This is a genomic window from Pseudomonas sp. HR1 (assembly GCF_030175875.1).
Taxonomy (GTDB): Bacteria; Pseudomonadota; Gammaproteobacteria; order Pseudomonadales; family Pseudomonadaceae; genus Chryseomonas; species Chryseomonas oryzihabitans.
In genome coordinates this window covers 54,097-65,997 of record NZ_JASNRF010000003.1, presented here as the reverse complement: position 1 = coordinate 65,997, position 11,901 = coordinate 54,097, and the positions used below count along the sequence as shown (strand labels likewise).

Genomic DNA, 11,901 nt, shown 5'->3' with positions numbered 1-11,901 from the left:
GATTACTTTTCGCTATCCACCAGACCGCGCACGAAGGCACGTTGCATGACCAGCACCACCGCCACCGGCGGGATCAGGGTGAGCAGCATGGCCGCCATCACCTGGTTCCACTGCGGCGCCCGCTCGCCGAGCGAGAGCATGCCGCGAATGCCGGCCACGGCGGTGCCGAGATCGGGGTTGCTGACGATCAGCAGCGGCCAGAGGTACTGATTCCAGCCGTAGATGAAGGTGATGACGAACAGCGCCGCCAGGTTGGTCCGCGACAGCGGCAGGACGATGTCGCGAAAGAAGCGCAACGGCGAGGCGCCATCGATGCGCGCCGCTTCCAGCAACTCGTCGGGCAGCGTCAGGAAGAACTGGCGGAACAGGAAGGTGGCGGTCGCCGAGGCCATCAGCGGCAGGGTCAGGCCGGCGTAGCTGTCCATCATTCCCAAATGGCCGATGGTGTCCACGGTGGGAAAGATGCGCACCTCCACCGGCAGCATCAGGGTGATGAAGATCAGCCAGAAGGCCAGGGTGCGCAGTGGAAAGCGAAACCAGACGATGGCGAAGGCCGAGAGGATGGACACCGACAGCTTGCCCAGGGTGATGCCCAGCGCCATCAGGAAGCTGTTGAGCAGCAACCGCCAGAACGGCGCGGTGCTGTTGCCCACGCCCTGGGTCCAGATCAGGCTGAGGTTGTCCCAGAGATGGCGCCCCGGGATCAGGCTGATGGGCGTGGCGAACACCGCCCGGTCATCGAGGGTGGCGGCCACGAAGGCCACATAGAGCGGAAAGAGGATGACGCCGATGCCCAGCACCAGCATCAGGTGGCACAGCAGCGTCAGTCCGCGGCGATTCTCGATCATTGATAGCGTACCCGGCGTTCGACGTAGCGGAACTGCACCACGGTGAGCACGATGACCAGCAGCATCAGCACCACCGACTGGGCGGCGGAGGCGGAGAGGTCGAGCCCGGTGTAGCCCTCGCGGTAGATCTTGTAGATCAGGGTGGTGGTGGCCTGCACCGGGCCGCCGCCGGTGGCGGCGTCGATCACCGGAAAGGTGTCGAAGAAGGCGTAGACCAGGTTGACCACCAGCAGGAAGAAGCTGACCGGCGCGATCAGCGGCAGCGACAGCTGCAGGAAGCGGCGCAGCGGCCCGGCGCCGTCGATGGCGGCAGCCTCCAGCAGCGAGCGCGGGATGGCTTGCAGCGCGGCGAAGAAGAACAGGAAGTTGTAGCTGATCTGCTTCCACACCGAGGCGAGCACCACCAGGAACATCGCCTGGCCGGCGTTCTGGGCGTGGTTCCAGTGATAGCCGTAGCGCTCCAGCAGCAGGGTGAGCAGACCGAGACCGGGGTTGAACAGAAAGATCCACAGCACCGCGGCGATGGCCGGCGCCACCGCATAGGGCAGCAGCAGCAGGGTCTGGTAGACCCGGCTGCCGCGCACCACCAGGTCGACCAGCGCCGCCAGCACCAGGGACACCAGCAGGCCGCAGCCGGTCACCAGGGCGCTGAAGGTCAGGGTGGTCCAGAAGGAGGCCAGATACAGCGGGTCCTGGAATAGCTGACGGAAGTTGTCGAGGCCGACGAACTGGCTGGACAGGCCGAAGGGATCGACGCTCTGCAGCGAATACCAGAGCGTCTTGCCGGCGGGCCAGAGAAAGAACACGGCGGTGATCGCCAGTTGGGGCGCCAGCAGCGCATAGGGCAGCCAGCCGGTGGGAAAGACCTGACGGGATGTGGACATGGGCGCACGCATCGTCGCGAAAAGAGGAGCGGCGCCGACAGTCGTCGGCCGGCGCCGCCAGGGCGGATCCCAGGCTTACTGGGTGGATTTCTCGAAGCGGCGCAACAGCACGTTGCCGCGCTGCACGGCGGCATCCAGCGCCTGCTGCGGAGCCTGCTTGCCGGTCCAGACGCTTTCCAGCTCTTCGTCGATCACCGCGCGGATCTGCGGCATGTTGCCCAGGCGCAGGCCCTTGGTGAAGGCCAGCGGCGGCTTGTTCAGCATCTGCCGGGTGGCGATGTCGGCCCCCGGATTCTTGGTATAGAAGCCCTGCTCGCGGGTCAGGTCGTAGGCCGCCTTGGTGATCGGCAGGTAGCCGGTCAGCTGATGCCATTCGGCGGCGATCGCCGGCTGCGCCAGGAAGGCGAGGAATTCGGCCACGCCGCGCTTCACCGCCGCATCCTGGCCCTTGAACACCCAGAGGCTGGCGCCGCCGATGATGGCGTTCTGGGGAGCGCTCTTGAGGTCGCCGTCATAGGGCATCATGGCCACACCGAAGTCGAATTTGGCGTAGTGGCGGATGTTGGCCAGCGAGCCGGACGAGGTGGTCAGCATGGCGCAGTCGCCGTTGTAGAACTTCTCCGTGGGTTCGTCCTTGCGGCCGACGTAGGTGAAATCGCCGCGCTTGCCCATCGCCTGCAACAGGGCGATGTGCCTGACCTGCGGCGCCTGGTTGAACTCCAGCACCGCGTCGCTGCCCAGGTAGCCGTTGTCCTGGCTGGCGAAGGGCAGGCCGTTCCAGGCGCTGAAGTTTTCCAGCTGGACCCAGCTCTGCCAGCCGCTGGTATAGCCACACTTCAGGCCGGCGGCGCGCAGCTTGGCGCTGTCGTCGGCGAGCTCCTGCCAGGTCTTGGGCGGCGCTTCCGGATCGAGGCCGGCCTGCTTGAAGGCCGCCTTGTTGTAGTAGAGCACCGGGGTGGAACTGTTGAACGGCATGGACAGCAGCTGACCGGTCTTGGCGTCGCTGTAGTAGCTGGCGACGGTGGGTACGAAGCCCGCTTCATCCAGCTTCACGCCCGCGTCCTTGAACACCTGGTAGACCGGCTCGATGGCGTTGGACGCCATCATGGTCGCGGTGCCCACTTCGTAGACCTGCAGGATGGCCGGCGGCTTGCCGGTCCGGAAGGCGGCGATGCCAGCCGCGAGATTCTGCTCGTAGTTGCCCTTGTACACCGGCTGCACCTGGAATTCCGGGTGCGCCTGGTTGAAGCGCTGGGCCAGGGAGTCGACCTCCTTGCCAAGCTCCGCATCCATCGAATGCCAGAAGGGAATGGGCGTGGCCGCCCAAACCGGGCCGCCGCTCAGCAGCCCGAGCACCACACCCAACGTCATACCGCGAAGCGAAGCCTGCATGTCCGTACCGCCCTTGTCGAAGGTCCAGGAATCGAAAGCGCGAAAACGCGCCTCCCGTGTTCGGAAGGCAACATGCCAGGGAAAGATGACAGTCAGGCTACAGTGAAGGCGGCACACGCAATCCCTCTGAAAGGTGCGCCGTAGAGCCATTCAGCGACGAAACCCGGGCGCGCGCGGCGGCAGCCCGACGCGACCAGGTCGCCCCAGCTGCCAGGTACTAGCAACGACCCGCTGGCGATGACGCCAGCGCCAGTCGCTGCACCAGGCTGGGCACCAGGCTCAGCACGCCCAGCAGCGCCATGCCCAGACCGACCCACAGGGGTGCGCGCAGGCCCTGGCCGGCATCGATGGCCGCGCCGCCGGCCCAGGCGCCCACCGCCAGGCCCGCGGTGATCACCGAGGTGTGCAGGGTGTTGACCAGCGGGCCCGGCGTGGCCGCGGCCATGACCCGGGCGACCATGGCCGGGTTGAGGGCCACCCCGGTCAGGCCGATCAGCACCAGGGCCAGCAGGCTGGCCGCGGCGCTGTCGGCGCAGCTGACGAAGAGGGCGAAGCCCAGCGCCAGCACCGCCAGACCGACACCCTGCACCTTGAGGGTGTAGCGATCGGCCAGGCGCCCCACCAGCAGATTGCCCAGCACGTTGGCGAGGCCATACCCCATCAGCAACCAGGGAATGGTGGTGGCCGCGAAACCCGTCACCTGGATGAGGATGGGCGAGAAGTAGCTGAAGCCGGCAAAGGTCGCGCCGATGATCAGGCCGCTGGTGAGGTAGGCCGCCCAGAGTCTGCCACTGACCAGGGTCCGCAGCTCCCCGCCCAACTGCCCGGCCGCGCGCGCTGGCGCCCGCGGCACGCAGAGGCCGACCAGCAGGGTGCAGCAGGCCGCCAGCAGGGCGACCGCCCAGAAGCTGGCGCGCCAGCCGGCCAGTTGCTCGATCAGTACCGTACCCGGCACCCCGAACACCGGCGCCAGCATGAGTCCGGACAGGATCAGCGAGGCCGCCCGGCCGCGGCGATCCGGCGTGACCAGGTTGGCGCCCAGGGTCAGACAGAGGCCGATGCTGGCGGAGCTGGCGATGCCCATGAGCACCCTCCCCGCCGCCATCACCGGATAGCTGACCGCCAGCGCGGCCACCACGGCGCCGACCAGATAGAGCGCCAGCAGCCACAGCAGCGCCGACTTTTCCGCCAGGCGCAGGGCCAGCAGCAACAGGGTCAGCGGCGGGCCGCCCAGGGCCATGCCCAGGGCATACCAGGAGATCAGATAGCCGATCTGGCCGAGGGAGACACCGAGATCGGCGGCCAGCGCCGGCATCATGCCGGCCACCATGAATTCGGCGGTGGTCAGCGCGAAGATGGTCAGGGCCAGCAGATAGATGAGACGGGGGATGGCGGGTGAGGCAGTCATGACAGGCGAAACATTCCAGAACAGCGGACAGGAGCGGCGGTAGCGGACCGGACGTGCGGACAGGGGGCGCGCATGCCGGAGGTGGGAGCGCAGGCCCAGGGGTCGAGCGGCAAGGCGGCCACCTTAGTGGCTGGGCCAGGGCCCGGTCAAACGCCGGGCCGCCGGGCTAGATGCGGAAATCCTCGGCGATCAGCCCGGCCAGAGAGGCGCAGGCGGGGCTGCGCTCGCCCGGTGGCGAGGCCAGTCGCAACTCGTGCACCGGCAACGCGGGAAAGCCTTCTTCCGGCGTCAGTTCGCGCATCGGCGGGGTCATGCGTGCCCGGTCGGTGATGGCCACCGCCTGCCCCAGTTCGACCGCCGCTTCCAGCGCCGAAGAGGCGGCGCTGGTCACCACCGCATGCCAGCGCCGGCCCTGGCGGATCAGCAGGTCGATGCCCAGTTCGCGATAGCTGCAGCCCTCGCCGTGCAGCGCCAGGGGCACGCTGGCCTCCGCGCTCAGTTGCAGCCCGGGACCGGCGACCCACACCGGCTGGGTATGGCCGAATCTCTGGCCGTCCGCCCGGTCGGTGCGGGGCGGTCCCACCAGCAGCGCCAGGTCCAGCAGGCCCTGGCCAAGCCAGCGCCGCAATTGGCTGCTGTTGCCGGTGAGCACCTCCAGGACGATTCCGGGATGCTCGCCCTGCAAGCGCGGCAAGACGGCCTTGAGCAGGCGCGCGGCATAGTCCTCGGCCACGCCCAGGCGCACCTCCCCCACCACCGGCTGGCCGGTGAGACCGGCGAGGATACGGTCATGGGTCTGCAACAGGTCGGCGGTCTCGAGCAGCACGCGACGCCCGAGCGGGGTCAGGGTCACGGCCTGGTTGTCGCGCTCGAACAGCCGGCCGCCGGTCTGCTCTTCCAGCCGGCGGATCTGGCTGCTCACCGCCGAGGGGCTGCGATTGAGCTGCAGCGAGGCGGCGCGAAACTGTCCCAGCCGCACGATGGTGTGGAAGGTACGCAGGACGTCGATATCGAAGGGCGCTGACATGATGCGTTTTTATCGAACCATAGATACCGATAATGTCGTTTGAGTGTATTACCACCCTGGGCCAGGCTCAAGGCATCCCGTCAGCTGGAGTCCGCTCATGCCTGCCATCCTGTCTTCCCCCCTGCTGCGCCAACTCGCCCTGGTGCTCTGCTGGAGCGCCGGTTTCGTCGGCTATCGCTATGCCGCGGACCAGGCCCCTACCCTGCTGGTGACCTGCTGGCGCCTGCTGCTGGCCGCCCTCCTGCTGCTGCCCTTCGCCTGGGCCGAGGTGCGGCGCTTGCCGCTGAAGATCATCGGTCAGCAGGCGGGCATCGGCGTGCTGGCCTTTGCCGGCGCGGTAGGACCGGCGGCCAAGGCCATCGAACTGGGCGTCTCACCCGGGCTGGCGGCGCTGCTGTCGGATCTGTCGCCGCTGCTGGTGGCGCTGGGCTGCTGCCTGCTGCCGGGCCAGCGCACCAACGGCCGCCAGTGGCTCGGCCTGGGCCTGGGCCTGACGGGCGTCCTGCTGGCCACCGGCGCGGGACTGGGACTGGGCGTGGCCCCCGCCTGGGCCTATGCCCTGCCCCTGGGCAGTGCCCTGGCCCTGGCGCTGGCGACCCTGGTGCAGAGTCGCCTGCCGCCGAGTCGACTGGCGCTGCGGACGCAGCTCTTCATCCAGCTCGCGGCCAGCAGTCTGGTGATGCTGGGGGTGGCCGGGGTGGAAGGCCCGCTGACGCCACCGCTGACCCTCGGCTTCGCCCTGGCGGTGCTCTGGCTGCTGATCCCGACCCTGCTCGGCTTCGGCCTCTACTGGCTGTGCCTGCGTCAGGGCAGCCCGCAGGCGGTGAGTGGCGCGCTCTACCTGAGTCCGCCGGTGGCACTGCTCTGGGCCTGGGCCTGCTTCGACGAACCCCTGGCGCCGGGCATGCTGCTCGGCCTGCTGTTCGCCCTGGCGGGATTGCTGTGCCTGAATGCGGCGGAGCGGACCCGGCAACCGGAGCCGGCGCTGGGCGGGTGACTCTCTGGGGTGCGATGCCGACGGCCGTCAGCATCGGCGAAGGCCTCGCGTGGCGAGGCCGGCGGGCGGTCAGGCCTTGTCGTCGGCCTGCTCGTCGTGGTCCTTGAGCGCGGGTTTCTTGCCCGGTTGCGGCGCGTGCTCGGCATCGGGTGCGATGTCCTCGCCCTGATGCTTCTTTTCCTGCTGCACTTTCTTGTCGTGGGCGACGTTACGTGGATCGGTCATGGCATTTCCTCGCTCGTTAGGACAGTCAGCCCCCTTCGCCGCAGCACGCAGGCCGAGATGCCCGGGGTGAAGTTTCGAGCGAGACGGCGCGGAGCCGTTCCGGTACGCCGACGAAACGCTCTGAGGCGGGCCCTTCCGGCCGCTCCGCGCGCGTGATGCGGGCCTGCTGCAGCCTAGTATTTGAGCCGCCGCTCCTTGGACGGCGGATAGCCGAAGTAGGCCGAATACCTCTTGCTGAAGTGGGTGACCGAGGTGAAGCCGCAGGCCACCGCTACCTCCAGCACCGACAGGGTGGAATGCTGCAGCAGCCGGCGCCCCTCGGTGATGCGCAGCTCCAGGTAGTAGCGCATGGGCGCGGTATCGAGCTGCTCGCGAAACAGTCGCTCGACCTGGCGCCGCGAGCGGCCGGCATAGTCGCACAGCTGCTCGATGGTGAGGGGCTCCTCGATGTTGGCCTCCATCAGGGTCACCACCTCGCGCAGCGGCGGGGTCATCTGCACCTTGAGCGTCGGATTGACCTGGCGAAAGCGCGATTCCTCGAAGGCCAGGATGTTGACCAGGCCATCGGCCAGGGCGCTCCCGCACTGGGCGCCGATCCATTCGAGAAAGAGGTGGAAGGCACCGCTGGGACTGGCCGCGGTGAGCCGATCGCGATCCAGCACATGGCTTTCCGCAGAGGTCTTGCACCCGCGCACCCGTTCGCTGAAGGCGCTGCGCTGTTCGGGATGGATGGCGCAGCGATAGCCGTCCAGCAGCCCGGCCTGGCCCAGTTGCCAGGCGCCGTTCCACAGGCCGCAGAGGGTTACCTGCTGCCGGGCCACGCGCAGCAGCAGCGCCTTGAGCCGTGGATCCAGTTCCAGCGGCGTCCGCAGGCCGCCGCAGACCACCAGCAGGTCGAAGCGGGCGCCCTCCGCCGCACGGTAGTCGCCGTCCGGGCGGATGACGATGCCGAGGTCACTGAGTACCTCGGCGCCGGTCGGGCTGTAGGTGCGGGTGGCGAAGGTGCCGGCGGCCAGCAGGTTGGCGGTGACCAGGGTATCCAGCGCCTGGGTAAAGGACGGCAGGGAAAAGTGATCGAGCAGGATGAAGCCGACCAGCCGGGAAAATTCCGGCCGCGGTCGCATCGACTGCAACTGCAGGTAGTTCTTGCCCTGGATACCGCTGCCAAAGGTTCTGGAATCGATCACGCTGCGCTGCCTGCTGGGACCCTGGGTCATGCTAGCCGAAGCGCGGCCCGGCGATGATCGGACTGCGACAGCGGCGCACCGACGACCGCCATCCCACCTGACGCCCTTAGCCTGCTAAGCTTCGCCGCTTTTTTGCCACCTGCCCGTGCAGGTCGCCGCAGCCGGTGGGTGCACCGCCCTGCGCCCCATGACCGTGAATGGCCGCCAGAGCCAACGTCCGGCCCCTTCAACTGCCAGCTGGAAACCCCATGTCCACCGCCTCTCCGAGTCTGCAGCGCCGGCTCAAGCCCCGTCACCTCAACATGATCGCCATCGGCGGCTCCATCGGCACCGGCCTGTTCGTCGCCTCCGGCGCCACCGTGGCCACCGCCGGTCCGGGCGGCGCCCTGGCGGCCTATGCGCTGATCGGCCTGATGGTCTATTTCCTCATGACCAGTCTCGGCGAGATGGCCGCCTACCAGCCGGTGTCGGGTTCCTTCTCCATCTATGGCAGTCGTTTCGTCGAAGACGGCTTCGGCTTCGCCCTTGGCTGGAACTACTGGTACAACTGGGCGGTGACCATCGCCGCCGAGCTGGTGGCGGCGCAGCTGGTGATGGGCTTCTGGTTTCCCGAGGTGCCGGGGCTGCTCTGGAGCGCGCTGTTTCTCGGCCTGATGTTCCTGCTCAATGCGGTATCGGTGCGCGGCTTCGGCGAGAGCGAATTCTGGTTCGCGCTGATCAAGGTGACCACCGTGGTGGTCTTCATCGGCCTGGGCCTGGCCGCCATCCTCGGCATCTTCAGCGGCATCGAGCCGCCGGGGCTGACCATCTTCACCCAAGGCGAGGCGCCCTTCGTCGGCGGTCTGCAGGCCATGGTCGGGGTAGCCATGATCGCCGGCTTCTCCTTCCAGGGCACCGAGCTGATCGGCATCGCCGCCGGTGAATCGGAAAATCCGCGCAAGAACGTGCCCATCGCCATTCGCCAGGTGTTCTGGCGCATCCTGATGTTCTATGTGCTGGCGATCTTCGTCATCGGCATGCTGATCCCCTACACCGATCCGCGACTCCTGCAGAACGACGCCACCGACGTCTCCGTCTCGCCGTTCACCCTGCTGTTCGAGCGCGCCGGCCTGGCCTTCGCCGCCAGCCTGATGAACGCGGTGATCCTTTCGGCGGTGCTCTCCGCCGGCACCTCGGGCATGTATGCCTCGACGCGGATGCTGCACAGCCTGGCCGAGCAGGGCAAGGCGCCGCGCCTGTTCGCCCGCGTCGCGCGCAATGGCGTGCCGCGCAACGCTCTGCTCGCCACCACCGCGGTGGGCGCCCTGTGCTTCTTCACCTCCCTGGTGGGCGACAAGGCGCTCTATGGCTGGCTGCTCAACACCTCGGGCATGTGCGGCTTCATCGCCTGGCTGGGCATCGCCGTGTCCCACTATCGCTTCCGCCAGGGCTACCTGGCCCAGGGTCGCCGCCTGGAAGACCTGCCCTATCGCGCCAAGCTGTTTCCCTTCGGACCGCTGCTGGCCTTCGCCCTCTGCCTGGTGATCACCCTGGGGCAGAACTATGCCGCCCTGTTCGGACCGAACGGCGTGGACTGGCTGGGTCTGGCCGCCACCTATATCAGCCTGCCGCTGTTTCTCGCCGTCTGGCTCGGCTATCGCCTCAAGCACCGCAGCCGCCTGGTGAAGCTCAGGGACATGGACGTCAGCCCGAGCGGCGACTGAACGACCCTCCGCGAAACCCGCCGCGCCGGCTGCGCCCGGCGGGTCCCGTGCTAGCATCCTGGCCTTTACGGTCGATTCGCCAGCGCTGCCATGGGCACCCTCGCCTCCCAACTGATTCCCGACATCCTCACCTACATCGCCTCGCACCAGCTGGCGGTGGGCACCCGGCTGCCCGAGCGCGCCCTGGCCGAACGCCTGCGGGTGTCGCGCTCGCCGGTGCGCAGCGCCCTGCAGCAGATGGCCGACCGGAGCCTGCTGGCGCGGCATCCCGAGGGCGGCTTCGCCGTGGCCGCCGCGGCCCTGGACACCACGCCCCAGGCGCGCGAGGAGGTCTCCGCCAGCGAGCGGCTGTACCTGACCATCGCCCGCGATCGCATCGAGGGCGAGTTGCCGCTCAAGGTCACGGAAAACGAGCTGATCCGCCGCTACCAGGTCACCCGCGGGCAACTGGCCGACATCCTGAGGCGCATCGTCCAGGAAGGCTGGGCCGAGCGCCTGCCGGGCTACGGCTGGAGTTTCGTCGAAGGCCTCACCTCGCCCGATGCCTATGCCCAGAGCTACCGCTTTCGCCTGCTGCTGGAACCGGCCGGCATCCGTGAAGCCGACTTCACTCTGGATGCCGAGGCCTTGCGGCGCTGCCGCGACGAGCAGCAGCTGCTGGCCGCGGGCCGGGTGTTCGAGGCTTCGCCGGCGGAGATCTTCGACGCCAACACCCGCCTGCACGAGACCATCGCCCGCTGCTCGGGCAATGCCTTCATCCTCGATGCGCTGCGCCGGCTCAATCGCCTGCGCCGGCTGATCGAATACCAGAAGTCGGTGGATCGCGAGCAGGCCCAGCGCCGCTGCCAGGAGCACTTGCAGCTGATCGATCTGCTGCTGGTGGACCGCCGTGAAGAGGCCGCGGTCTTCATGACCCGACACCTGAGCAATGCGCTGCAGGAAAAGCAGACGGCGCCGGCGCGCTGAGCCTGCGGCGCCAGGGGCCTGCCCGCGAGGGCGCGGGAGCGTTAGACTGGCCGACTTTCCCAGAGCCTATCCAACGTCTACTGCGCGTCGGCCAAACGGCGTTGAAAATGGCTTCGGAATGCTCATTTACTACCTGTAAACTCCGCTTCCTCAGCCATTTTCGCCTTGTTTGTCTCTAGCTCGTGAGACGTTGAACAGGCTCTCAGCTAACCGAGTCCGCCATGCCGATCCGTCACGCCATCGTCCATCTGATCGACAAGAAGCCCGACGGCCAGCCCGCGACCCTGCACGCGCGGGACGCCGAACTGGCCGACTCCCAGGCCATCGAGAATCTGCTGGCCGATCTCAACGACAGCTACAACGCCAAGCCCAACAAGGCCTGGGGCCTGTTCCACGAAGAATCCGGCGCCTATCCCTTCAGTGGCTGGCTGCATGCCTATCTGGAAGGCGAACAGGATTTCGTCGCCTTCAGTCGCCAGGCAGTGGAGCATCTCAAGGGCCTGATGGAGAGCAGCAACCTCTCCACCGGCGGCCATGTGCTGTTCGCCCAGTACCAGCAGGGCATGACCGACTACCTGAGCATCGCCCTGCTGCACCACAGCGAGGGGGTGACCGTCACCGAAAAGCTGGAAGTGGCGCCGGCCAAGCACCTGGACCTGGGCCAGCTGCACCTGGCGGCGCGCATCAACCTGTCCGAGTGGCGCAACAACAAGCAGTCGCGCCAGTACATCTCCTTTATCCGTGGCAAGGGCGGCAAGAAGGTCTCGGACTACTTCCGCGACTTCATCGGTTGCCAGGAAGGCGTCGACGCCAAGGGCGAGACCCGTACCCTGCTCAAGGCCTTCAGCGACTATGTGGAGAGCGAGGACCTGCCGGAAGAGGCCGCCAAGGAAAAGACCGACACCCTGGTGGACTACGCCAGCAGCCAGGCCAAGCGCGGTGAGCCCATGGCCCTGGATGCCCTCTCCGAGTTGATGGACGACGAGGCGCCACGCGCCTTCTACGACTACATCCGCAACAAGGATTACGGCCTGGCGCCGGAGATCCCGGCGGACAAGCGCACCCTCAACCAATTCCGCCGCTTCACCGGTCGCGCCGAAGGCTTATCGATCAGCTTCGAGGCGCACCTGCTGGGCTCGCGCATCGAATACGACGAAGGCCAGGATGTGCTGATCATTCGCGAGGTGCCGACCCAACTGAAGGACCAGCTCAAGCGGCGCAAGGACTAGGTTCTGTACGAAAAATGCCTGCGCTCGGTGATGCT

General features: G+C 67.5%; 11 protein-coding genes. 4 read left to right on the top strand and 7 right to left on the bottom strand.

Annotation, left to right across the window (positions count from 1 at the left end; all coding sequences use genetic code 11):
* Window positions 1-2: 2 nt before the first annotated feature.
* From ugpE to QKY98_RS11760, 5 genes are all read right to left on the bottom strand, one after another.
* Window positions 3-848, bottom strand: coding sequence for a sn-glycerol-3-phosphate ABC transporter permease UgpE (ugpE, locus tag QKY98_RS11780; protein WP_144947186.1), 846 nt, complete (start codon window positions 846-848; stop codon window positions 3-5).
* Complete coding sequence (gene ugpA / locus QKY98_RS11775; protein ID WP_007162548.1) at window positions 845-1,732, bottom strand: sn-glycerol-3-phosphate ABC transporter permease UgpA; 888 nt, start codon at window positions 1,730-1,732, stop codon at window positions 845-847. The genes ugpE and ugpA overlap by 4 nt, the downstream gene beginning before the upstream one ends.
* Window positions 1,733-1,807: 75 nt before the next feature.
* Window positions 1,808-3,124 (bottom strand): sn-glycerol-3-phosphate ABC transporter substrate-binding protein UgpB, encoded by a 1,317-nt coding sequence (gene ugpB, locus QKY98_RS11770; protein ID WP_144947189.1) that lies wholly within the window; start codon window positions 3,122-3,124, stop codon window positions 1,808-1,810.
* A 217-nt stretch (window positions 3,125-3,341) separates the two neighbouring features.
* Window positions 3,342-4,532 (bottom strand): MFS transporter, encoded by a 1,191-nt coding sequence (locus tag QKY98_RS11765; protein ID WP_144947192.1) that lies wholly within the window; start codon window positions 4,530-4,532, stop codon window positions 3,342-3,344.
* Window positions 4,533-4,698: 166 nt separating this feature from the next.
* On the bottom strand, window positions 4,699-5,559 hold the full coding sequence (locus tag QKY98_RS11760; protein ID WP_284670967.1) for a LysR family transcriptional regulator: 861 nt from the start codon (window positions 5,557-5,559) through the stop codon (window positions 4,699-4,701).
* A gap of 97 nt (window positions 5,560-5,656) precedes the next feature.
* Here QKY98_RS11760 and QKY98_RS11755 point away from each other — a divergent pair, with 97 nt between their 5' ends.
* The gene (locus tag QKY98_RS11755; RefSeq protein ID WP_007162552.1) at window positions 5,657-6,556 is read left to right on the top strand and encodes a DMT family transporter; all 900 of its coding nucleotides are present in this window, start codon (window positions 5,657-5,659) and stop codon (window positions 6,554-6,556) included.
* A gap of 69 nt (window positions 6,557-6,625) precedes the next feature.
* Here QKY98_RS11755 and QKY98_RS11750 read toward each other — a convergent pair whose 3' ends face one another.
* Window positions 6,626-6,781, bottom strand: coding sequence for a hypothetical protein (locus tag QKY98_RS11750; protein WP_007162553.1), 156 nt, complete (start codon window positions 6,779-6,781; stop codon window positions 6,626-6,628).
* 173 nt (window positions 6,782-6,954) lie between these two features.
* The gene (locus tag QKY98_RS11745; RefSeq protein WP_007162554.1) at window positions 6,955-7,998 is read right to left on the bottom strand and encodes a GlxA family transcriptional regulator; all 1,044 of its coding nucleotides are present in this window, start codon (window positions 7,996-7,998) and stop codon (window positions 6,955-6,957) included.
* A 218-nt stretch (window positions 7,999-8,216) separates the two neighbouring features.
* On the opposite strand from QKY98_RS11745, the gene QKY98_RS11740 reads away from it, so the two are divergent.
* The 3 genes from QKY98_RS11740 (at window position 8,217) to yejK (ending at window position 11,866) form a co-directional block, all read left to right on the top strand.
* Complete coding sequence (locus QKY98_RS11740; RefSeq protein WP_284670966.1) at window positions 8,217-9,671, top strand: amino acid permease; 1,455 nt, start codon at window positions 8,217-8,219, stop codon at window positions 9,669-9,671.
* Between the two features lie 90 nt (window positions 9,672-9,761).
* Entirely contained in the window at window positions 9,762-10,637 is an 876-nt protein-coding gene (locus QKY98_RS11735; RefSeq protein ID WP_284670965.1) for a GntR family transcriptional regulator, read from the top strand.
* A gap of 221 nt (window positions 10,638-10,858) precedes the next feature.
* Window positions 10,859-11,866, top strand: a complete 1,008-nt coding sequence (yejK, locus tag QKY98_RS11730; RefSeq protein ID WP_007162557.1) for a nucleoid-associated protein YejK — start codon at window positions 10,859-10,861, stop codon at window positions 11,864-11,866.
* Window positions 11,867-11,901: the final 35 nt, after the last annotated feature.

What these genes read in the sequence shown, in the direction of transcription:
- ugpE (WP_144947186.1), bottom strand. Translation starts at nt 848, where the DNA reads ATGATCGAGAATCGCCGCGGACTGACGCTGCTGTGCCACCTGATGCTG.
- ugpB (WP_144947189.1), bottom strand. Translation starts at nt 3,124, where the DNA reads ATGCAGGCTTCGCTTCGCGGTATGACGTTGGGTGTGGTGCTCGGGCTG.
- QKY98_RS11765 (WP_144947192.1), bottom strand. Translation starts at nt 4,532, where the DNA reads ATGACTGCCTCACCCGCCATCCCCCGTCTCATCTATCTGCTGGCCCTG.
- QKY98_RS11740 (WP_284670966.1), top strand. Translation starts at nt 8,217, where the DNA reads ATGTCCACCGCCTCTCCGAGTCTGCAGCGCCGGCTCAAGCCCCGTCAC.
- ugpA (WP_007162548.1), bottom strand. Translation starts at nt 1,732, where the DNA reads ATGTCCACATCCCGTCAGGTCTTTCCCACCGGCTGGCTGCCCTATGCG.
- yejK (WP_007162557.1), top strand. Translation starts at nt 10,859, where the DNA reads ATGCCGATCCGTCACGCCATCGTCCATCTGATCGACAAGAAGCCCGAC.
- QKY98_RS11745 (WP_007162554.1), bottom strand. Translation starts at nt 7,998, where the DNA reads ATGACCCAGGGTCCCAGCAGGCAGCGCAGCGTGATCGATTCCAGAACC.
- QKY98_RS11755 (WP_007162552.1), top strand. Translation starts at nt 5,657, where the DNA reads ATGCCTGCCATCCTGTCTTCCCCCCTGCTGCGCCAACTCGCCCTGGTG.
- QKY98_RS11750 (WP_007162553.1), bottom strand. Translation starts at nt 6,781, where the DNA reads ATGACCGATCCACGTAACGTCGCCCACGACAAGAAAGTGCAGCAGGAA.
- QKY98_RS11760 (WP_284670967.1), bottom strand. Translation starts at nt 5,559, where the DNA reads ATGTCAGCGCCCTTCGATATCGACGTCCTGCGTACCTTCCACACCATC.
- QKY98_RS11735 (WP_284670965.1), top strand. Translation starts at nt 9,762, where the DNA reads ATGGGCACCCTCGCCTCCCAACTGATTCCCGACATCCTCACCTACATC.